The sequence below is a fragment of the Mesorhizobium sp. M2A.F.Ca.ET.042.01.1.1 genome, from assembly GCF_003997405.1.
In the GTDB taxonomy this organism is placed as follows: Bacteria; Pseudomonadota; Alphaproteobacteria; order Rhizobiales; family Rhizobiaceae; genus Mesorhizobium.
In genome coordinates this window covers 1-21,023 of record NZ_RZRX01000036.1, presented here as the reverse complement: position 1 = coordinate 21,023, position 21,023 = coordinate 1, and the positions used below count along the sequence as shown (strand labels likewise).

General features: G+C 63.8%; 18 protein-coding genes and 2 pseudogenes. 9 read left to right on the top strand and 11 right to left on the bottom strand.

Features of this window, described 5'->3' with window-relative positions; translation table 11 throughout:
* Positions 1-80: 80 nt before the first annotated feature.
* Positions 81-956 carry a helix-turn-helix domain-containing protein gene (locus EOA23_RS08220; protein WP_126064154.1) on the bottom strand — a complete coding sequence of 292 codons (876 nt, stop codon included), beginning with the start codon at positions 954-956 and terminating at the stop codon, positions 81-83.
* A gap of 146 nt (positions 957-1,102) precedes the next feature.
* On the opposite strand from EOA23_RS08220, the gene EOA23_RS08215 reads away from it, so the two are divergent.
* Positions 1,103-2,437: an alpha-glucosidase/alpha-galactosidase gene (locus EOA23_RS08215; protein WP_127303548.1), complete on the top strand. Its 1,335-nt coding sequence runs from the start codon at positions 1,103-1,105 to the stop codon at positions 2,435-2,437.
* Positions 2,434-3,228 carry an SDR family oxidoreductase gene (locus tag EOA23_RS08210; protein WP_127303547.1) on the top strand — a complete coding sequence of 265 codons (795 nt, stop codon included), beginning with the start codon at positions 2,434-2,436 and terminating at the stop codon, positions 3,226-3,228. The genes EOA23_RS08215 and EOA23_RS08210 overlap by 4 nt, the downstream gene beginning before the upstream one ends.
* Before the next feature lie 58 nt (positions 3,229-3,286).
* On the opposite strand, the gene EOA23_RS08205 is transcribed toward EOA23_RS08210, so the two are convergent.
* The 6 genes from EOA23_RS08205 to EOA23_RS08180 form a co-directional block, all read right to left on the bottom strand.
* On the bottom strand, positions 3,287-4,180 hold the full coding sequence (locus EOA23_RS08205) for an adenylate/guanylate cyclase domain-containing protein (RefSeq protein WP_127303546.1): 894 nt from the start codon (positions 4,178-4,180) through the stop codon (positions 3,287-3,289).
* A 198-nt stretch (positions 4,181-4,378) separates the two neighbouring features.
* Complete coding sequence (locus EOA23_RS08200) at positions 4,379-5,314, bottom strand: anti-sigma factor (protein ID WP_127303545.1); 936 nt, start codon at positions 5,312-5,314, stop codon at positions 4,379-4,381.
* Entirely contained in the window at positions 5,301-5,870 is a 570-nt protein-coding gene (locus EOA23_RS08195; protein WP_127303544.1) for a sigma-70 family RNA polymerase sigma factor, read from the bottom strand. The genes EOA23_RS08200 and EOA23_RS08195 overlap by 14 nt, the downstream gene beginning before the upstream one ends.
* 474 nt (positions 5,871-6,344) lie before the next feature.
* Positions 6,345-7,733: a chromate transporter gene (gene chrA, locus EOA23_RS08190; protein WP_127303543.1), complete on the bottom strand. Its 1,389-nt coding sequence runs from the start codon at positions 7,731-7,733 to the stop codon at positions 6,345-6,347.
* Positions 7,730-8,548 carry a sulfurtransferase/chromate resistance protein gene (locus tag EOA23_RS08185; protein ID WP_127303542.1) on the bottom strand — a complete coding sequence of 273 codons (819 nt, stop codon included), beginning with the start codon at positions 8,546-8,548 and terminating at the stop codon, positions 7,730-7,732. The genes chrA and EOA23_RS08185 overlap by 4 nt, the downstream gene beginning before the upstream one ends.
* A 280-nt stretch (positions 8,549-8,828) precedes the next feature.
* A complete protein-coding gene (locus tag EOA23_RS08180; RefSeq protein WP_127303541.1) occupies positions 8,829-9,617 on the bottom strand; it encodes a 3-hydroxybutyrate dehydrogenase in 789 nt (262 codons plus the stop codon).
* Between the two features lie 226 nt (positions 9,618-9,843).
* Between EOA23_RS08180 and EOA23_RS08175 the strand changes: the two genes are divergently transcribed.
* Both EOA23_RS08175 and EOA23_RS08170 read left to right on the top strand, forming a co-directional pair.
* Positions 9,844-10,632 carry an acetoacetate decarboxylase gene (locus tag EOA23_RS08175; RefSeq protein ID WP_127303540.1) on the top strand — a complete coding sequence of 263 codons (789 nt, stop codon included), beginning with the start codon at positions 9,844-9,846 and terminating at the stop codon, positions 10,630-10,632.
* A complete protein-coding gene (locus EOA23_RS08170) occupies positions 10,625-11,785 on the top strand; it encodes a patatin-like phospholipase family protein (RefSeq protein WP_127303539.1) in 1,161 nt (386 codons plus the stop codon). The genes EOA23_RS08175 and EOA23_RS08170 overlap by 8 nt, the downstream gene beginning before the upstream one ends.
* Positions 11,786-12,230: 445 nt before the next feature.
* Here the strand turns inward: EOA23_RS08170 and EOA23_RS08165 are convergent, their stop codons facing one another.
* Positions 12,231-13,841 carry an inorganic phosphate transporter gene (locus EOA23_RS08165; RefSeq protein ID WP_127303538.1) on the bottom strand — a complete coding sequence of 537 codons (1,611 nt, stop codon included), beginning with the start codon at positions 13,839-13,841 and terminating at the stop codon, positions 12,231-12,233.
* Between the two features lie 89 nt (positions 13,842-13,930).
* The gene (locus EOA23_RS08160; RefSeq protein ID WP_127303537.1) at positions 13,931-14,464 is read right to left on the bottom strand and encodes a TetR/AcrR family transcriptional regulator; all 534 of its coding nucleotides are present in this window, start codon (positions 14,462-14,464) and stop codon (positions 13,931-13,933) included.
* 143 nt (positions 14,465-14,607) lie between these two features.
* Here EOA23_RS08160 and EOA23_RS08155 point away from each other — a divergent pair, with 143 nt between their 5' ends.
* A complete protein-coding gene (locus tag EOA23_RS08155) occupies positions 14,608-15,867 on the top strand; it encodes an efflux RND transporter periplasmic adaptor subunit (RefSeq protein ID WP_245474067.1) in 1,260 nt (419 codons plus the stop codon).
* Positions 15,864-18,947 carry an efflux RND transporter permease subunit gene (locus EOA23_RS08150; protein ID WP_127303536.1) on the top strand — a complete coding sequence of 1,028 codons (3,084 nt, stop codon included), beginning with the start codon at positions 15,864-15,866 and terminating at the stop codon, positions 18,945-18,947. Before EOA23_RS08155 ends, EOA23_RS08150 begins: the two co-directional genes overlap by 4 nt.
* Positions 18,948-19,123: 176 nt before the next feature.
* On the opposite strand, the gene EOA23_RS08145 is transcribed toward EOA23_RS08150, so the two are convergent.
* The gene (locus tag EOA23_RS08145; protein ID WP_127303535.1) at positions 19,124-19,579 is read right to left on the bottom strand and encodes a L,D-transpeptidase; all 456 of its coding nucleotides are present in this window, start codon (positions 19,577-19,579) and stop codon (positions 19,124-19,126) included.
* Positions 19,580-19,926: 347 nt separating this feature from the next.
* On the opposite strand from EOA23_RS08145, the gene EOA23_RS08140 reads away from it, so the two are divergent.
* Positions 19,927-20,259 carry a hypothetical protein gene (locus EOA23_RS08140; RefSeq protein WP_127303534.1) on the top strand — a complete coding sequence of 111 codons (333 nt, stop codon included), beginning with the start codon at positions 19,927-19,929 and terminating at the stop codon, positions 20,257-20,259.
* 34 nt (positions 20,260-20,293) lie between these two features.
* Positions 20,294-20,458, top strand: a complete 165-nt coding sequence (locus EOA23_RS08135) for a hypothetical protein (protein WP_126064137.1) — start codon at positions 20,294-20,296, stop codon at positions 20,456-20,458.
* Positions 20,459-20,530: 72 nt separating this feature from the next.
* Here the strand turns inward: EOA23_RS08135 and EOA23_RS08130 are convergent.
* Positions 20,531-20,875, bottom strand: a pseudogene (locus tag EOA23_RS08130) (winged helix-turn-helix domain-containing protein); the annotation flags it as partial.
* On the opposite strand from EOA23_RS08130, the pseudogene EOA23_RS37050 reads away from it, so the two are divergent.
* A pseudogene (locus EOA23_RS37050) lies at positions 20,867-21,023 on the top strand (DNA-binding response regulator); the annotation flags it as partial. The pseudogenes EOA23_RS08130 and EOA23_RS37050 overlap by 9 nt on opposite strands.

Genomic DNA, 21,023 nt, shown 5'->3' with positions numbered 1-21,023 from the left:
CAGGTTTTTCAGCCCTGCGGTCTGTCGCAGCAGCAAAAAATCCGGCGCTGGTGATGAAGCGTCAACGTCCGGGTGATGTTTCAGGCGCGGAAGCGGCGCCGGTAGTCCTTCGGCGTACAGCCAACCTGCCGCTGGAAGGCATCGTAAAAGCGACTGAGAGAGCCGTGGCCACTTTCGAAAGCCACCTCGATAATTGCCATGTCGCTGTCGGCCAAAAGCTTCAGTGCGTGGTTGAGCCGCCGGCGGCGCAGATATTGCGCGATGGATTGTCCCAGGACCTTCTGAAAGGTCGCGGTTGCGTTCGTCGGATGGAGTCCGCCGACAAGCGCTACGTCCGCAACGTTGATCGGCCTGGCGAATTCGTTGTTGATGAAGGTCGTCATCTGCTGCACCCGCGCAACCACCCGCCGGTCGGCGACATGCATCGCCTGGCGCCGATGTTCAGCTTCGAGGGCGCCCAGGCCTATCTCGGCGATGCGCGGGTCGGCCGCCAGCCGCCGAAGACGAAGGCGAACCTCGTCGCGTAATATGTCGGCGGCCAGTTCGCTGTTGGTGTCCCACTCTCGCGCCCAGCGCGTCACCAATAATGTGTCGGCAGCGTCGATGGACGAGCCCGTGACGACGTGACCCGCCATGAGGTCGTTCTTGAAATCACTTGAGACCGCAAGGGACAGCAGATCGGCGAATGGCACGTAGATGCAGACGAGCTCCGTTCCGTCACCAGCAGATATCACCTGGTGAGGAACAGCGGCCCAGAAGCAGTAGATGGCACCTTCGCGCAGGCTGACCTGCTTGCCATTGATGAGATAGGTCATGCCGCCGCGCGTGATGACGTTGAGTTCCACATGGTCGTGCCAGTGGGCTTCCGGCATAGGCTCCACGATATGCGTCTCAGCCAGGAATTCATCCGGCTTGAGAAAACGGTTGCCGGTCTGGCGCGGGTCAAGCTGACGCATTCGCTCCCTCCGTTTTGCGCGCCCCGGCTAGCGCGGTTCCACTTAAAAACCGGAAATATCAATTGCATTCAAGCAAGCATTTTCCGGTTTCCAATGGCAATAGGGAAGCTGCGTCGAAAGCGCATAGCAAGGACTGGATACCCGCAATGCCCAAGATCTGTCTCGTCGGCGCCGGAAGCACGGTGTTCGCCCGCAACATCCTCAGCGACGTGCTGAGCAATGAAGCTCTCTCGCGTTGCGAAATCGCGCTTCACGATCTCGATCCGGACCGCCTTGCCACCTCCGAGATCATGACACGCCGCATCTGCCGCGCGCTTGGGATCGAGGACGAGGTAGGGCTTGTCGCGACAGTCGATCGGGCAATCGCCCTCAAGGACGCCGACTTCGTCATCCTGATGATGCAGGTGGGCGGCTATAAGCCGGCCACCGTCACCGATTTCGAAGTCCCGAAAAGGTTCGGCCTGAGGCAGACCATTGCCGACACTCTGGGCATCGGCGGCATCTTCCGGGCTCTGCGTACAATTCCCGTCGTGTTTGCCATCGCCGACGACATGCGCAAACATTGCCCGCAGGCGCTGATGATGAACTATGTGAACCCGATGGCCATGATCAGCTGGGCCATGGCAGAGGGCTATCCGGACATTCGCTATGTCGGCCTGTGTCACTCCGTTCAGGAAACGTCGCAATTCCTGGCCCGCACTCTCGGCGAGGATATTGCCGACATCGACTATCTGTGTGCCGGCCTCAATCATGTGGCCTTTTTCCTCAAATTCGAAAAACGCCTACCCGGCGGCGGCCGTGTAGACCTTTACCCACGGCTTCGGCAGATTGCCCGCGATGGGACTTTTCCCGTCGATGATGCAGTTCGTTTCGCGGTCATGAAGCACTTCGGCCATTTCGTTACCGAGAGTTCCATCCACTTTTCGGAATACACGCCCTGGTTCATCAAGCGCGGACGCGAGGACTTGCTGGAAGAATTCAGGTTGCCGCTCGACGAATACATCACCCGTTGCGAAAGACAGGTCGCGCAATGGCATGAACTGCGCCACGAACTGGAAGACGAGAGTCGGCCGATCGAAGTCTCGCGCAGCAAGGAGTATGCTGCCGCCATCATTCATGCCTGCGTGACGGGTGAGCCAAGCCTGATCTACGGCAATGTCGCCAACCGGGGCCTAATCGAAAATCTGCCATCGCACGCTGCGGTTGAAGTTCCTTGCCATGTCGATCGCAACGGCATTCAGCCTATCCGCATCGGACGTATCCCGGTTCAGCTTGCCGCCATCATGCGGAGCAACATCAATGTGCAGGAGCTGGCCGTGACGGCCGCTCTCACCGGGAAGCGCGAGCACATCTACCACGCAGCCGCCATGGACCCTCACACGGCAGCGGAGCTTTCGCTTGCCGAAATCGATTCCCTGGTGGATGCGCTGATCGAAGCTCATGGCAGCTTGTTGCCCGCTTTTGCTCGGACTGCCCAATGAGTGGCTTCGACCTGTCGGGAAAGGTTGCCATCGTCACCGGCGCACAACGCGGGATCGGACTGGGTGTTGCTACTGAACTGGCGCGCGCCGGAGCGCAAGTCGTCCTGACGGGCATAAAGGACGTCGACGGCTATCGCGCCGCCGCCAACATTTGCGAAATGGGTCTGGCAGCAACTTATCGCCGCATGGATACAAGCGATGAGTCGGAGGTCACGCACGTGATCGATGATATCTTTGCCGAGATGGGTCGACTTGATATTGCCGTCGCCAATGCTGCGATCTATCCGAACACCAATATCGCATCGATTACGCCCGACGAGTGGGACAGCGTCATGGCGGTCAACCTGCGAGGGCCCTTCCTGCTGGCGAAGGCTTGCCTGCCCTATTTTCAGCGGCAGCGCCACGGCCGGGTGGTCTTTTTGTCCTCAATAACGGGTGCGCGCGTATCTTCTCCTGGGTATTCTCACTATGCGGCTAGCAAGGCAGGAATTCTGGGCTTCATGCGCACGGCGGCCCTCGAATTTGCGCCTTGGAACGTTACGCTGAATGCCGTTGAGCCGGGCAACATCCTGACAGAGGGCGTGATGGAGCATCAGTCACAAAGTTTCGTGGATGCACAATGCGCCGCCGTGCCGCTTCGCCGTCTCGGCACACCGCAGGACGTTGCCCACGCGGTGCGTTTTCTCGTTTCCGATGAAGCGGCTTACATCACCGGCCAAAGTATCATCGTAGACGGCGGGCAGACCTTGCCCGAAATGTCGACCGCGATCCTGCCGGAAGCGGCGCGTTGAAGGTGATTATCAAGCGGCTGATGAAAGTTGGTGCGGCGGTCCCGCCCAACCGGCCAGATCAGCCTGAGACAATTTCGTAGTGCAGGATCTGGGCGTCGCCGAGGGACGATCTGCGTCCGGGCGAGATGACGCCGGAGCCGAAGAGGAGGATATCTTCGCGGCGTACGAATACTTCTTCCTGGCCGGGTCCCATCGACACGAATGTGCCCGACGAGCTCCGCTCAACAAGCCGTGCCTTGCCATTCGAAATGGTGAAGGTCGCGTGGTGCCTTGAGACCCAGGGCCGCTGGACGACGATATCGCATTCCGGAGATCGGCCGATCGTCACGAATTCATTGTTTCGGCAGGATCCCAACTGATCTCCATAGCGGATGACCAGATTGATCTGCCGCGGCGGCGCGGAGCGCCTTTCGATAATGGTGCCCCGGCTGGCGACGTTCGTGCTGGGGATCCCATCGTCGCTCCGCAGCGTATAGACATCGAAGAGTTCCTGCTTGCCCTTGAACGCCATTTTGTCGAGGAGTCGCAAGGCGCTGCGGCTGCCAGCCGAAAGCGCTTCGAAGAAGCTCTGGCTGATCAGCACCTCCCCCGGATTGGCCGTAGTGGACAGCCTTGCGGTGACATTGACAACATCGCCGAATACCGCGCCGCGCGCGCGAATAACCGCCCCGAAATGCAATCCGATCCGGGCGCTCAACGGCCCTCTCGTCAGTTGGCTGTTGATTTGGCAGACGGCCCTCAGCGCCGCCTCCGAGCTCTCGAACAGACTGAGCACGTCATCGCCCTTCGAGTAAATGAAGTCACCGCCGTGCTCGGCGACGATCGCGCGTATCGCGTCGAGGCAATCCGAGACCTGCCGCAGGGCGGCATCGTCGCCGATGCGCTCATAGAGCGGCGTGCTGCCCACGACATCAGCTAGGAGGACTGCGGCTAGAAGTCTTTCCTGATCCATTGCCCCCGTATCCGCCCCGAGAATGGAGCGTTTATAACATACCAAAGTCGACCTTGACCTATCTACTTGCGCGCCTTGGCGCCGGCGCAACGGGACAAGTGCTTTGGCGCGATCATCTTGGACAGGCACCTGCCTTCGCTCATCCGGTCAAACGGACTATCGGCCTCAGAAATAGCGGCGATAAAAGGTTTCGTTTCCCTAGCCCGGACTGCCCGCTGCCGGATTGGCGATGATCGCCGCCCGGAAGCGGGCGACGAAATCGTCAAGCGCCGGGCGTTCGGCATCCGAGATCGCCCAGTAGGAGAAGGCGTCGTCGGTCCAGTGGACCAGGAGGAAGCCGCCTGCCGACAAGTCGTCCGCCACCGGCATCGATTTGGCCTCGTTCTGCCGGGGCGCCGCAACCAGCGTGATCAGGTGCTCGTGATGGCGATAAACCAGCGCCGGCATCGGTCTGTCGCCGATCACCTCGACGCGGCCGCCGAGCAGCGCGTAACCGTCCTTGGCCATGTCGGGTGCCGCCGGCGACACGCCGATGCGGCCGTCGAGCCAAGGCTTCACCGTGTGGCGGTCGGACGAGACGATGTCGACCGGCGTCGCCGCGAGCAGGCTGCGGCGATGACCGTTGGCGACGGCCACGGCGAAACTTTCAGCCCCGTTGTCCGCCGTCGCCAGCCACTGCGTCGCGCCGCTGGCGAGGAACGCCGTCAGTACGATCGAGGCCGCCATCTGGCGCCAGTCGAAGGAGTTGAACCAGCGCGCCGCGCGCGGCCGCATCGCGACGACATTGCCTTGCTGCTGGGGCGGCAGCGGCTCCGCCTTCGCGGAAGAGACGTTTGGCGCCTCCGCTTCTTCCGGCCTTTTCACCTCGGCAATCGCCGCGATACGCGCCAGGAAATCGTCGCTGACGGTCGGGCGCGGCACGCTGGCGACAGCGCCGCGCAGCGCCAAAAGGCGCGCATGCTCGGCGGCCAGTTCCGGATCGGCGGCCATGCGCCGCTCGACCGCCAGGGCGGCCGCCGCATCGAGCTCGCCATCGACAAGGGCGTGGATCATCAGCTTCATGTCCTGCGGGTCTTGCGGCAATCCATCCTCACGGGGGCCATCCTCACGCGGGCGATTTTCATGCGGGCTCATGGCGCCCTCCAAGTTCCGTCATCAACAGGCCGCGAGCCCTTGCCAGCCGCGACATCACCGTGCCTTGCGGCACGCCGAGCATGGCGGCGATCTCGCGGTAGCTGAGACCGTTTATGTCGCGCAACACCAGCGTTTCGCGGAAGGCTTGCGGCAGCCTGGCGATCGCCGCTTCCACCGCCGCCGAATTCGCCTTGGCGATCAGCGCCGCCTCCGGGCTGTCGGCATCATTGTCGGGCGGCGGCGAGACGTCGTCGAGATCGGCGAGGTCGCCGACCGCCACCACGCTGCGCGGCCGGTTCTTCGCCATCCATGTATAGGAGGCGTTGCGCACGATGGTGAGCAGCCACGCGCGGGGGTTTCCCCCAGCGAAGCCGGCAATGCCCGCATGCGCCTTGAGGCAGGCCTCCTGCACGACATCCTCGGCATCGGCTTGATTGCCGGTCAGCCAGCGGGCGAGCGACAGCGCATCGCCAAGATGCGGCAGCACCACCTCGGCAAAACGCGCGGACAGCATCTTTTCGCTCAACACCGTTCCGCCGTCGGGCGCTCCCGCCATGGGTCTGCCGCCGCCCTCAGCGGGAGGCGACGGTCTGTCCCTGCTCGTGCGCGTGAAGATCGCGACCGCAGGCGATGGCGCCTGCTTCGGGGGAAGAGAGGGCATTGGTGTCACCGGAGTCAAGTGTCTCGGAAGCAAGGGGCGCCTCGCAAGGGGACGGCGCATCGCTGGCTGCAACAGGGTGCTCGCCGTCATGGTCGTGGATCTCGATGGTTGCGACCGGCACCGATCAGGGCCGGCGGCGGGGCGGCATCGCCCGAAACGGATGCGCCCAGCGCCAGCGCTCCAAGGGACGGCTGCGGTAGACGCCTTCGCCGCCTCCGGTCCCTGTGCTTTTGTCTTCATGCCGCTTCATGATGGTCTCCTGCTGCTGCGCAAACGCGGCGCATGCCTTGGAGACCGGCGGGCCGGGCCGTTTATTCCCGGCCGCTCCGCTTTTTCGTTCACGCTGATGTGATCGGAATGGCGTTCGGCCTACAGCGCCGACAGGAAAAGTCCCGCCAGCGCCGATGCCGCCAGCGTCGGCAGCATGCCGAGTTTCAGCCTGAACATGGCGACCATCGCCGCAACCGACAGCAGCGCGGCGCGCCAGTCGAGCGAGGACAGGACAGGCACTTCCACGCCCCAGGCGACGCTTGCGACCTTGCCGAAGACGACGTGCAGCGCGAACCACAGCGCCAGGTTCATGATCACGCCGACCACCGCCGCGGTGATCGCGCCGAGCGCCGCTGCCAGCGCTCGGTTCTGCCTCAGCTGCTCGATGTAGGGGCCTCCCAGGAATATCCAGAAGAAGCAGGGCACGAAGGTCGCCCAGAGCGTCAGCAGCGATCCGAGCGACCCGGCGAGCAGCGGGCTGGCAAGGCCGGCATGGCGATAGGCGGCGGCGAAGCCGACGAATTGCAGCACCAGGATCAGCGGTCCGGGCGTTGTCTCGGCGAGGCCCAGCCCGTCGACCATCTGGCCGGGTGACAGCCAGCCGAAAGAGGTGACCGCCGCCTGCGCGACATAGGCCAGAACCGCATAGGCGCCGCCGAAGGTGACGACGGCCATCAGGCTGAAGAAGCCGCCGATCTGCGCCCACACGCTGCCTGGCCCCGCCAGCACGGCGATCAGCGCCACCGGTCCGAGCCAGAGCGGCAGCCAGATGGCGATGGTGCGGGCCGCGTGCCATCTGGTGGGCATGGTGTGGGCCAGCTCGCCGCGTTCGAACATCAGGTCGACCACGCCTATCCTGTCGACGGTGGCCCCACCCTTGCCATGCGCCGAGCCGGAAAACAGGCCTGGCGCGAAGCGGCTGCCGATCCAGCCGACGAGGCCTGCCGCAAGCACGATCAGCGGGAACGGCAGCTTGGCGATGTAGATCGCCAGGAAGGCCGCCACCGCGATCGCGATCATGACGCGGTTCTTAAGCGCCCGCTTGCCGATGCGGATCACCGCCTCGACGACGACGGCCAGCACCGCCGCCTTGACGCCGAAGAACAGCGCCTCGACCACCGGCGCATCATTGTAGAGCATGTAGAAGCTGCTCAGGCAAAGCATGACCAGCGCGCCAGGCAGCACGAACAATGTGCCGGCGACGAGGCCGCCGGCCGTCCGGTGCAAGAGCCAGCCGATATAGACGGCAAGCTGCTGCGCCTCGGGTCCAGGCAGGAGCATGCAATAGTTGAGCGCGTGCAGGAAACGCTCCTCGCCGATCCAGCGGCGCTCCTCGACCAGCTCCTTGTGCATCAGCGCGATCTGCCCGGCCGGCCCGCCGAAGGACAGCAGGCCGATCTTGGCCCAGAGCCGCGTCGCCTCACGGAAGCTCGGCGTGGCGGGGGTATCCACCGGCGGCGCGTCGTCGTCCTTGGCGAGCGCGGTCATGGCGCCTTGCCTCCGGCCGGCCAGTTATGCGTCTCGTCCGCGGCGTCGCGGCACCAGCGGAAGAAGGCGTCGTAGAAGAGCATGCCGGCTTCCAGCTGCTCGAGATCGTCGCGAAACATGCGTGACAGGCCGAGCGAGGCGGCGAGGAAACCGGCCGCCTGCGGGACAAGGTCGAGGCGCGCCGTATCGGCGGCCCGCACGATCAGCGCCAGGCGGTCGAGCGCGTCGATGCGCAGGCCGAATTCCTCGATCATCGTGTCGAAGCTGCAGCGATCGCCGCGATGGCTCCAGAACACGCCTTCGATGTCGAAGGGAACCGCGCCGAAGCGATCGGCCACCAGAGGCACCTCGGCCGGATCGACGAACAGGAACACCGCACCGGGATCGACGAAGCGGCGGATCAGCCAGGGACAGGCGATGCGGTCGACCTTCGGCCGCGAACGCGTGACCCACACCGTACGCCCCATTTCGTCGCGCGGCGGGATCGCGCTGGCGCTGACCAATGGCGCCTTGGCGGCGACCCAGGCCTCAAAGCCGCCTTCCAGCGACTCCGCCGGAATGCCTTCATGGCGCAGCCATGCGGCAACGCCTTGCGAGAGTTTCTGCCCCCTCTGGCAGATGACGACGACTTTTGCTCCGGAGAACTCGGCCGCCCAGGTCGAGACAGTCCTGAAATCGCGCCGGTACGAAGCCGGCAAAATTCGCGGATCGGCTTCATAATCCTCGTCGGTGCGCACATCGACCAGGCAAGGCGCGTCGGGCAGGCCGACGAGACGGGAAAGCTGCGGAACGGTGATTGCGGTTGTTGACGGCATGGCGTCCACCTCCTGAACAGAGAGAGTCTGGACGCGATCGTTGGGCTGACGCCTCACGGGGTCGTCGCGGGGAACCCCTTACGGGAATGCTGGAACGGTCCCCGGCGATTGTCAAGAAATCAAATTGCCTAGAGCAATTCCAGGAAAAGTGTGAGCGGTTTTCCGTCCGGAATTGCGCAAAAACAGAGAGATAGAGCGGTTCACTGTTTCCGTGAAACGGTGAACTGCTCTATGAGGACGCGAGCTCCGCTCCGCCCTTCCCTGAAAACAGCCTTTGCCCTTACTGGGCCGTCCAGCCGCCATCCATCGGCAGGGTCGCGCCGGTGATCTGCCTGGCGGCGTCCGAGCACAGGAAAAGCGTCAGCGCCGCAAGCTCCTCGACCGTGACGAATTCCTTGGTCGGCTGCGCTGCCAGCAGCACATCGTGCTTGACCTGTTCCTCGGTCATGCCGCGCGCCTTCATCGTGTCGGGGATCTGCTTCTCGACCAGCGGCGTCCAGACATAGCCGGGCGCGATCGCATTGACGGTGATGCCGTCCTGCGCCACTTCCAGCGCCACCGTCTTGGTCAGGCCGGCAATGCCGTGCTTGGCCGAGACATAGGCCGACTTGAACGGCGAGGCGACCAGCGCATGCGCCGAGGCCGTGTTGATGATGCGGCCCCATTTGCGGCTCTTCATGCCCGGCACCGCCGCCTTGATGGCGTAGAAGGCGGCAAGCAGATTGATGCGGATGATGGCCTCCCACTTGTCGTCGGGAAATTCCTCGATCGGCGCGACATGCTGGATGCCGGCATTGTTGACCAGGATGTCGAGGCTGCCGAACGCCTCCTCGGCCTCGTGGATCATGGCGCTGACCGCGGCGCCATCCATCATGTTGGCGCCCGAGTAGCGGCACTTGACGCCGAAATCCTTCTCGATGCCGGCGCGCTCCTGCTCGATCGCCGCGGCATCGCCCAGGCCGTTGATGGTGACGTTGGCGCCCTCGGCGGCGAAAGCCCGGGCGATTGCCAGGCCGATGCCGCTGGTCGAGCCGGTGACGAGCGCATTCTTCGAAGACAGGGAACCCATGGGAGATCTCGCGACAGGAGGGAAGGGAACTATAAGGGCACATAGTTTGTGCGCCGCAGCATGACAATGCCATGACCATATGTCGTAGCGATTACAATGTTGTGATGCTGTCCGATGCCCGCCAAGCTGGCGCTCGATGCGGCTGACATGGCACTGTCATGGTGCCATGCAACATATCCTGCCGCGCGTCCAGCGCGTGTCGTTCCTGAACCGATGGGTGAATAGCTTGGAAATCGACGATGTCGTGAAGCGCGCCTACGCGATGCCGCTCACCAACCCTTCCTTCCCGCCCGGCCCCTACCGTTTCTTCGACCGCGAATACATCATCATCACCTACCGCACCACGCGTGAGGCGTTGGAGGCGGTCGTGCCCGCGCCGCTCGAGATTGACGAGCCGCTGGTCAAATACGAGTTCATCCGCATGCCGGATTCGACCGGCTTCGGCGATTACACCGAGACCGGCCAGGTCATCCCGGTGCGCTACAAGGGCCAGCATGGCGGCTATGTGCATTCCATGTATCTCGACGACGACGCGCCGATCGCCGGCGGCCGGGAGCTCTGGGGCTTCCCCAAGAAGCTCGCCAGCCCCAAGATCGTGCATGAGGGCGAGGTGGTGGTCGGCACGCTGCATTATGGCAGCGTTCTGTGCGCCACCGGCACCATGGGCTACAAGCACCGCGAGGCTGACCACGACCAGGTGCTGGCCTCGCTCGCCGCGCCCAATTTCCTGATCAAGATCATCCCGCATGTCGACGGCAGCCCGCGCATCTGCGAGCTGGTCCGCTATTATCTGACCGACGTCACGCTGAAGGAGGCCTGGACGGCGCCCGCCGCGCTCGACCTGCGCCCCCATGTCATGGCCGACGTAGCCAAGCTGCCGGTGCTCGACATCGTCTCGGCCGTTCACTTCACCGCCGACCTGACGCTCGGCCTCGGCGAAGTCGTGCATGATTATCTCGCCGACCACGGCCGATCGGCTGCCGGGGCGAAGGCGTTGGAGAAAGCCGGTGCTTGAGCGTAACCGCAACAAGGCGGCCGCCGCCACCATCGCTGAAATCACCGCGCAATACGACCGCATCGCCCTGGTCTTCCAGGGCGGCGGCGCGCTCGGCGCCTATCAGGCCGGCGTCTATCAGGCGCTAGCCGACGCCGGCTGCGAGCCGACATGGCTGTCCGGCGTCTCGATCGGCGCCATCAATGCCTCGATCATCGCCGGCAACGAGCCGAGCCGACGCCTGCAGCGGCTGGAGCAGTTCTGGCAGACCGTCTCGGGCCGCAAGATTTGGGCCTATACGCCGGAAGGCGACATCTATCGCGATATCCGCAACCAGACCTCGTCATTCATGACCATGGCCATGGGCCAGCCCGGCTTCTTCAAGCCGCGCAGCCCGAATCCCTGGTTCCAGCTGGCCGGAGCAGACGGCGCCACCAGTTTCTACGACACCGCCGAGCTCAAGGACACGCTGGAAAGCCTGATCGATTTCGACGTGCTGAACGACGGCAGGAAGCGGCTGAGCGTCGGTGCGGTCAATGTCCGGACCGGCAATTTCGTTTATTTCGACACCGACAAGGTGCGCATCGGGCCGGAGCACATCATGGCGAGCGGCGCGCTGCCGCCGGCCTTTCCTTCGATCCGCATCGAGGGCGAGTATTACTGGGACGGCGGCATCGTCTCCAACACGCCGCTGCAATATCTGCTCGACCAGGAGGAGGACCGCTCCTCGCTGGTTTTCCAGGTCGACCTGTTCAGCGCCCGTGGCGTGCTGCCGCGCGGCATGGCCGACGTCCTGTCGCGCCACAAGGACATCATGTATTCCAGCCGCACGCGCCAGAACACCGACAATTTCCAGCGCATCCACGCGCTCAAGATGAAACTGCTTGACGCGCTGAAGCGCGTGCCGCCGGAGCAGTTGAAGGACGGCGAGAGGGAATTGATCGCCGACTATTCCGACGCCGGCGTGGTCAACATCGTCCACCTGATCTACCAGCACAAAGGCTATGAAGGCCACGCCAAGGACTATGAGTTCTCCGGCACCTCGATGCGCGAGCACTGGGAGATGGGCCTGGAAGACACCGAGCGCACGCTGCGCCACAAGAAATGGCTGATGCTGCCCGACAATGCCGAAGGCGTCACCATCCACGACCTGCATCGCGAAGACCCGACCTGATCAGCCCTGCGCTGCGGCTTTTCGTCGGGCATCGTATCTGTTGGCCGCGAGAACCCAGTCGTTCGATCGAGCAGATCGGCCCTACGAGATTGTCGAAACCCTCCCTCGCGTCGTCATCCACGGGCGGAGCAGCCGCGAAGCGGCGTCGCGGAGACCTGAGGATCCATTCCGTGACTTGGCGCGAAGGGGTAAAGAGGGCGCAGAACAAAGGTCTTTCTGCACCGCCGTGACGCTCATAGGGAACGGAATGGATTCTATGGTCTGCGCCGCGTCGCTTCGTTCCTTGCTCCGCCATAGAATGACGACATGAGGGGCGCCTCGGCTATCTCCGAGCGCTACGTCGACGCAGCAAATACATCCCGCGCGACCCGAACATGCGTTTTGCCCAAACAAAAAAGGCAGCGCCGGCGACCGGCGCTGCCTTTTTGAACTCTTTGCGCCAGACTCAGAAAACGTGGCGGAAGATCACGAACAGCACGAAGGCAAGCGCGATCGAGCAGGGCAGCGTGAGCACCCAGGCCAGCAGAAGATTGCGCACGGTCGACCACTGCAGGCCGGAGCCGTTGGCCGCCATCGTGCCGGCGACGCCGGATGACAGCACGTGGGTGGTCGACACCGGCAGGCCGAGACGGTCGGCCATGCCGATGGTGATCATCGCGACCAGCTCGGCGGCGGCGCCCTGGCCATAGGTCAGGTGGCTCTTGCCGATCTTCTCGCCGACGGTGACGACGATGCGCTTCCAGCCGACCATGGTGCCAAGCCCGAGCGCCAGCGCCACGGCGATCTTCACCCACAGCGGGATGAACTTCGTCGCGTTGTCGACCGCCTTGTGATAGTCGGTGACCGCCTTCAGGTCGGCGTCCTGCATCGGCAGCAGCTTCTTCTTGTCAATCAGCTTCAGCGCCTCGCCGATCAGGTAGATGTCGTTGCGCGCGTTGCTGACCAGGTCGGTCGGAACGTTGTCGACGGTGGCGTAGGGCTGCAGCCCGGCGGTCGTGCTGTGGATGTAGGTCTGCAGTGCGAGCGTCGTCTGGTCGTTCCACGACTTGCTGCGCACGGCTTCCTGCACGGCGGCCTTTGCGGCATTGGCATCCGCGACGGTGACCCCCGGCTTGACATATTTGCCCAGCGCCTGCTCGACGGCGACGGACGCCGACTTATAGGCGTCGAGATAGTTGATGTCGGGCGTGCGGTTGAGCGCATAGGCGGTCGGCACCACGCCGATCAGGATCAGCATGATCAGGCCCATGCCCTTCTGGCCGTCATTGGAGCCATGCGCGAAGCTGACGCCGGTGCAGGTGAAGATCAGCAGCGCGCGGATCCACCATGGCGGCGGCGTTTTGCCCTTCGGCGCTTCGTAGAGGGCAGGATTACGCACCAGGAGCTTCATCGCATAGAGCAGCACCGCGGCGGCGAAGAACCCAACGATCGGCGAGACCAGCAGGGTGGTGCCGACATTGGTCGCCTGCCCCCAATCGACGCCGCTGGTGGCGCTACCGGCCGGAGCCATGAACTGGTTGGCGAGGCCGACGCCGATGATCGAACCGACCATGGTGTGCGAGCTCGAAGCCGGCAGGCCGAGGAACCACGTGCCCAGGTTCCACAGGATGGCGGCGACCAGAAGGGCGAACACCATGGCGAAGCCGGATGACGAGCCGACCTGCAGGATGAGCTCGACCGGCAGCAGCGACAGGATGCCGAACGCCACGGCGCCGCTCGAGGTCAAGACGCCGAGGAAGTTGAAGACGCCGGACCACATGACGGCGAATTCGGCCGGCAGCGACCGCGTGTAGATGACGGTGGCGACCGCGTTGGCGGTGTCGTGGAAGCCGTTGACGAACTCGAAGCCCAGCGCAATCAGAAGCGCGATGCCGAGCAGGATCCAGGGCACCGTCTTGGCGATCGCCAGGTCCTGGCTGAGCGCGTAGCCGACATAGATGATGCCGACGAGCACCAGCACGCCGAAAGCCGGCAGGAACCATTTCGCCCCGCTCGATTGCTCCAGGGGATGATCCGGTCTCGGGATCCCCGCCTCACTTGATACCACGTCCACCATTGTCCCACTCCATTTGCATCAGCAAAGAACCGGGAAGGACGCTATGTCCCTAGGATGAAGGTGGTGTGACGCCTTGGCCGGCAGGCGACCTATCCGGCTATCTTCAGGAGCGAGGCCACCAGAAGCTTATGCTCGTCTTCGGAAAGCACATCGGAATCGAAAAGGTTCATGCTGCGCATCCCCTCGATGGCGAGAAAGCAGACCAGCAGCGAGCCGAGATCGCTGGTCTCTTCCTTCAACCGTTCGAGCAGCTGGTGCTTGAAGGCTTTTATCGGCGTCAGGAAATCGGGATCTTCGGCGATCGCCGAGAAAATCCAGGAGGCCGAGGGTTTCGGTCGCTCGCAGTCGTCGGCCGAAAGCTTGATATAGGCCGAGAGGGCGCTTTCGTGCCTGGCCTCGGCGGTGCGCGCTTCCAACGCCTTCTGGAAGTCGCGGAGATAGCTTTCGACAAGGCCCTGCATCAGCTTGGCCTTGGTCGGGAAGTTGTAAAGCAGGCCGCCCTTCGACACCCCGGCGCGGCTGGCGACCGCCTCGAGCGACAAGCTTCCCGGGCCTGCCTCGCGGGCGACGTCGGCGGCGGCGGCAAGTATCTTTTCGCGTGAGTTTGCCCTGGGTGCTCTCATCACGCCTCCCTTATATTAGCTTAGGCGGAATTGACAAGACCGTCCAGCCGGTACAGTAAAGCGCCGTTTGAAGTCGGGACCTGTTGTCGATATGTGTCCCGGCATCGATTGTTTTGCCGGTTGCCGGCTCGAGGGGACTGTCCGTGAAGCGCTTTTTCATCATCGCTGTGTTCCTGATTCTGCTCGCTCTCGTCTGCGTCGGCATCGTTGGTTTCAACTTCATGCGCGATGCCGGCATCAAGCAGTATTTCGCCACCATGAAGCCGCCGGCCGCCACGGTCTCGACAGTGGTCGTCAAGCCTTCGGAATGGACGCCAGGCGTCGAGGCCATCGGCACCGTCAATGCCGTGCGCGGCGTCGACCTTACCGTCGAAACGAGCGGCATCGTCAAGAACATCCTCTTCCACGCCAACCAGAAGGTCGCCACCGACGCGGTGCTCCTGCAGCTGGACGACGCGGTCGAGAAGGCTGATCTGGTGGCGCAGAAGGCGCAGGCCGCCTCCGACCAGGCGGCGCTGACCCGCGCGATCGAATTGCAGCGGCGCGGCGTCGGCACGGACGCGACGCTCGACGCCGCGCGCGCCGCCGCGGATGCCTCGGCCGCGCAGGTGAACAAGCTGCAGGCCGTGCTCGACCAGAAGCAATTGTCCGCGCCCTTTGGCGGCACGGTCGGCATCCCGAAGATCGATATCGGCCAATATCTGGCCCCCGGCAATTCGGTGGTGACGATCCAGGATCTGGACACGATGCGGGTCGACTTCACGGTTCCCGAACAGCAGCTGCCGCTGCTCAAGATCGGCCAGACCGTCAAACTCGGCAGCAGCCTTGCGGACATGTCCTTTGCCGGCTCCATCCGCGGCATCGATCCCAAGATCGATCCGGCAAGCCGGCTGGTTTCGATCCGCGGCGAGGTCGCCAATCCGGAAGGCAAGCTGACGCCTGGCCAGTTCGTCCAGATCCGTGTCGAGCTGCCGCAGGAAAACAATGTCATCTCGGTGCCGCAAACCGCGGTGACGACGAGCCTCTACGGCGATTATGTCTTCGTGGTCGTGCCGGCAAAGCCGGCGGAGGGCGCCGCTGCCGCGCCGGCAAAGCCGGACGAGCAGAAAGCCGCCGCCGATCCCGCCAAGCCGCAGGCGGACGCGTCCAAACCCGCCGGCAACGCCACGAAGCCGGCTGACGCCAAGCCGGCCGATGCCGCGCAGCAGCAGGCGTTCACCATCTCGCAGATCTTCGTCAAGCTCGGCCGCCGCAACAACGGCATGGTCGAGATCGTCGAGGGCCTCAAGGACGGCGACCAGGTCGTCACCGCCGGCCAGAACCGCCTCTTCAACGGCATGTCGGTTGCCGTCGACAACACCATCGACCCCAGCAAATCGGCGAACAAAGAGGTTCAGCAATGAGCTTTTCCGACCTCTTCATTCGCCGGCCCGTCTTGTCGACGGTGCTGGCCTGCATGATCCTGCTGCTGGGCTTCCAGGGCATCTTCGGCCTGTCGATCCGCCAGTATCCCAAGGTTGACGAGACGGCGATCACGATCACCACGGCCTATCCGGGCGCCAGCGCCGACCTCATCCAGGGCTTCGTCTCGGCGCCGATCGCGCGCGCCGTCGCCTCGACCGAAAACATCGACTACGTCACCTCGTCCAGCCGTCCGTCCTCGAGCACGGTCACGGTGCAGATGAAGCTCGGCTCCAATCCGGACGTCGCGCTCGCCGAGGTGCTGTCCAAGGTCCAGGGCGTGCGCGGGACCCTGCCGGACGCCTCCAAGGATCCGGTCATCGTCAAGGGCACCGGGCAGCAGTTCGCGATGATGTACATCTCGATGCAGAACCCGAATATGACGAAGGAGCAGCTCACCGAGTATATCGAGCGCGTCATTCGGCCCCGCATCTCGACCGTGGAAGGCGTCGCCGACGTCCAGATCTTCGGCGCCCAGGAATATTCCATGCGCATCTGGATCGACCCGATCCGGCTCGCCGCGCGCGGCGCCACGGCGGTTGACGTGCTGACCGCCATCAACAACTCGAATTTCCTGTCGGCGCCCGGCAACACCCAGAACGAGTATGTGGTCTCCTCGATCACCGTTCATTCGACCCTGCAGACGCCGGAGGCCTTCGCCCAGCTCCCGATCCGCTCGACGAACGGCGAGGTTGTGCGCCTGCGCGATGTCGCGCGTGTCGAGCTCGGCGCGGCCAGCACCGACACCAGGGTGAGCTTCAACGGCAAGCCGGGAACCTTCCTCGCCATCTTCCCGACGCCTGCCGCCAATCCGCTGACGACCGCGGCCGCGGTCACCAAGCTCGTGCCGGTGATTCAGGAAACGCTGCCGAAAGGCATGACGATCGAGGTCGTCTACGACGCCACCGGCCAGATCAGCGCCTCGATCGAGGAAGTGTTCAAGACCATCGGCGAGGCCGTCGCCATCGTCATCGTGGTCATCCTTCTGTTCCTCGGCTCGTTCCGCTCGGTGATGATGCCGATCGTGACCATCCCCCTGTCGCTGATCGGCGTCTGCTTCATCCTGTTTGCGGTCGGCTACTCGATCAACCTTCTGTCGCTGCTTGCCATGGTGCTGGCGATCGGCCTCGTCGTCGACGACGCCATCGTGGTGGTGGAAAACATCCACCGCCACATGGAAGAGGACCACATGTCGCCGATGCAGGCGGCCTTCAACGGCATGCGCGAGATCGCGACGGCCATCGTGGCGATGACCATCACGCTGGCCGCCGTGTTCGCCCCGCTTGCCTTCACCGGAGGCCTGACCGGCGCGCTGTTCCGCGAATTCGCGGTGACGCTGGCCGGCTCCGTGGTGCTGTCGGGCCTGATCGCCATGACGATCACGCCGATGATGTCGGCGCGCTTGCTGAAGGCGGGCCAGCACGGACGCTTCCAGCGCATCGTCGATGGTACGTTCAGCCGCGTCGAGCGCGTCTATGAACGGGCCGTCACCGCCTCGCTGCGGAACCGGCCGGTGACGCTGATCATCGTCGTGGCGCTTGTCGCCCTCACCGGCTTCATGTTCACCAAGACCTCGACCGAACTGGCGCCCGAAGAAGATCAGGGCTTCCTGCTCTCTCTGGTGACCGCGCCGCGCTATGCGACGTCGGACTACACCGAGACCTATGTCAACCAGATGCTCGGCCTGGTGAGGGACATCCCCGAGACCCGGGCGCAGTTCTCGGCCGTTGCCTTCGGCGGCGCCACCAACAGCGCCTTCGTCGGCTTCGCCTTCAAGGATTGGGCGGACCGCAAGCGCAATTCGAAGGAACTGCAGGCCGACATCACCGCACGGCTCGCCAAGGTCGCCGGCGTTCAGGCCTTCGTCTTCGCGCCGCCGACGCTGCCGGGTTCCGGCGGCGGCCTGCCGATTTCCATGGTCGTGCGCTCCACCGGCGACCCTTCGGAGGTCTTCGATCAGGCCGAGAAAATCAAGAACAAGGCGCAAGCCTCGGGCCGCTTCATCGTCGTGCAGAACTCGATGGCCTACGACGCGCCGCAGGTGACAGTCACCATAGACCGCGAGCGCGCGGCGGCGTTGAACCTGCCGATCGCAGATATCGGCAATACGTTGACGCTGCTGGTCGGCGGCGCCGAGGTGGCGCAGTTCGACCGCGATTCCAACAGCTACGACATCATCCCGCAGGTGCCGCAGGAATTCCGCGACAACCCCGAGAAGCTTGGCGAGTATTTCATTCGCAGCGTCGACGGCAAGATGGTGCCGCTGTCGGCGGTGGTGAAGATCTCGACCAACGCCTCGCCGGCGGCCATCGAGCAGTTCAACCAGCTGAACTCCTCGACGATTTCGGCCTTGCCTTTGCCCGGCGTGACCACCGGCGACGGCTTGAAGGTGCTGGAGGATATCGCCAAGGAGACCCTGCCCGACACCTTCTTCATCGACTATTCCGGCCAGTCGCGGCAGGAGAAGGAGCAGGGCAACACCATCCTGATCGCCTTCGCCGCGGCGGTGGTCGTGATCTATCTGGTGCTGGCGGCCCAGTTCGAGAGCTTCCGCGACCCGCTGATCATCATGATGGCCGTGCCGCTGTCGATCTTCGGCGCCATCGTGCCGCTCAACATCGGGCTCGGGACGCTCAACATCTACACCCAGGTCGGCCTGATCACGCTGATCGGCTTGATCACCAAGCACGGCATTCTGCTGGTGGAGTTCGCCAACCAGCAGCGCGAGGTGCACGGCATGCGCCGCCGCGACGCCATCATCGCATCGGCCAAGGTGCGCCTGCGGCCGATCCTGATGACGACGGCGGCGATGGCGCTGGGCGTTGTGCCGCTGATCATCTCCAGCGGCGCCGGCGCGGCCGCCCGCTATTCGATGGGCCTGGTCATCTTCACCGGCATCCTGGTCGGCACGATGTTCACACTCTTCGTCGTGCCGATGTTCTACACCTTCATTGCCAGCAAGGACCTGCCGCATCTCGCCGAGAAGCCCGATCCGAAGCTGATGCCGGCGCTGCCGAGCTGATCGGCACGACAGCTAAAGACAAAAGAGGCCGGAAATTCCGGCCTCTTTTTTTGGCGGTTGCCTCACGGCTTCAGCTGAGCAATCCCAGGAAAAGTGTGTAACGGTTTTCCGTCCGGAATTGCGTCTCACAAACTACGCCGAAGGCGGCAACCGGCCTGCTACCCTAACCCAGCCTTTTACTTGACGATGACGATGCTGGTGTTGGCGGGGCCGAAGGCCTCGACGAGCTGATAGAAGTCGGCTGCCGCGTCGGGATGCAGCCGCACGCAGCCATGCGAAGCGGGACGGCCGAGACGGCTGATGGCGTAGGTGGCGTGGACGGCATAGCCGCCGCTGAAGAACACCGAATGCGGCATCGGTGCGTTGTCGTATTTCTTCGAGTACCACATCTCATGCATACGCGTCGGCTTGAACGAACCGGTCGGCGTGATGTGCCCCCTCGCGCCGGTCGAGACCTTCCAGGTGTAGGTCGGGCGACCGTCGACCGTGACTTCCATGATCTGCTGCGACAGCGAGACCTTGGCGATGATCTGGTTGGCGTGGGCGGCATTGCCGGCGCCGAAGAGCAGCGCGGCACCCGTGAACGCGGCGGCGGCGACATGGATGAGCTTGGCGGAAATGGCGGTATGCATGACGATCCCTCTGTTTTTGCCGTTGTGTCCGGCTTCAATTTCGATGGGCCTCGTTCTCGTCCGTTTCCGAGATATTTCGCTTGGTGCTCGTTTCTGTTTCGAATTCGTTTCTATAAGTTAACAAAGGGTCCGGCCAACCATTGCATCGGACTTCTTCCGGGGCGCGGCAGGTCGGCGCTACCCAATGAGCTTAGCCCCCCGGAAACGAAAGCTCATTTCATTTTCTTTATTAAGCACTTACGCCCGGTTCGAAACCAAACTGCAACAAAGCGCAGCCACGGCGGCATGATCTGGATACAGGCCGAAGGCAGATTTGACGCAACGGGAACAGACAACTGCAAACGAAAATGGGCAGGAAATCGAAACTGCGCTCCTGGCTTCTCAGGATCAGCGTCGCGGCAATCGCGCTCGGCGGCGCCGGCTCGGTGGCCGGCAGCCCGGTGACGGCGCTGGCGGCGATGAGGTCCGGCGAGGTTTCGACACTGCACATGGCTCTGTTCATCGCCACGGTCTGGATTGTTTCCAGCCTGCGCGTCCACCGGCTGAAGGCCCTCTGGCGGGTCGGCCTTCGGCTGATGAGGACGCGCGGCCCCTCCGGCTACTTGCTGCCGAGAGGACCGAAGGCCCGCGCCGCAGCGGGGGGCTCCGTCAGCGGCGCGGGCGCTTCGGGAGTTTCCTGAAGCACCGACGACATCGAGATTGAGGGATAGCGACATGAAGACGAAGTTTGCCGCCTCCGTGCTTTCCGCGCTGCTTTACGCGCAAGGCTTGCTCGGCTTTGCCGCGCTGGCGACGGTGCTGCTCAAGGAGCGCGCCCACGCCGAGACAACCGCCGGCACCGACGTTTTATCCGGCCCCTCGATCATTGTGGTGCGCTAAGCGCCAGGCGCCGGACCCAAGATGACCACCGCTTTGGGGAATCCGATGCTTGACAGGCTCGTCGACCCGAATTCACTCGTTGCGCGAGGCTGGTGGATCGAAACGATAGCCGGCGCCGCGGATGGTGATGATCGTCTCGGTGTCGAGCTTTCGGCGCAGCCGCACGATGCGCGAATCGATCGAACGGTCGAAAGCGTCAGCATTCTCGGCCGGGGCCGCGGCAATGATGTCGTCGCGGGTCAGCACCTTGCGCGGGCTCGCCAGGAACAGCTTCAGCAACGCCACCTGCCCCGGGGAAAGCTGATCCTCCGCACCCGAGCGATGCATCACCATGGCCGATCGCAGGTCGACGGTGGCGTTCTCCAGCACGATCAGTTCCCCGGCGGCCCTGCCGCGTCTCATCAGCAGGCCGCCGATGTGGTCGAAAGCCCGCTCAACGTGCGAGAGCTTGCCGCGCGCATCGGCGGCCTGCTGATGAGACGCGGCAGGGCCGCCGGGGAACTGATCGTGCTGGAGAACGCCACCGTCGACCTGCGATCGGCCATGGTGATGCATCGCTCGGGTG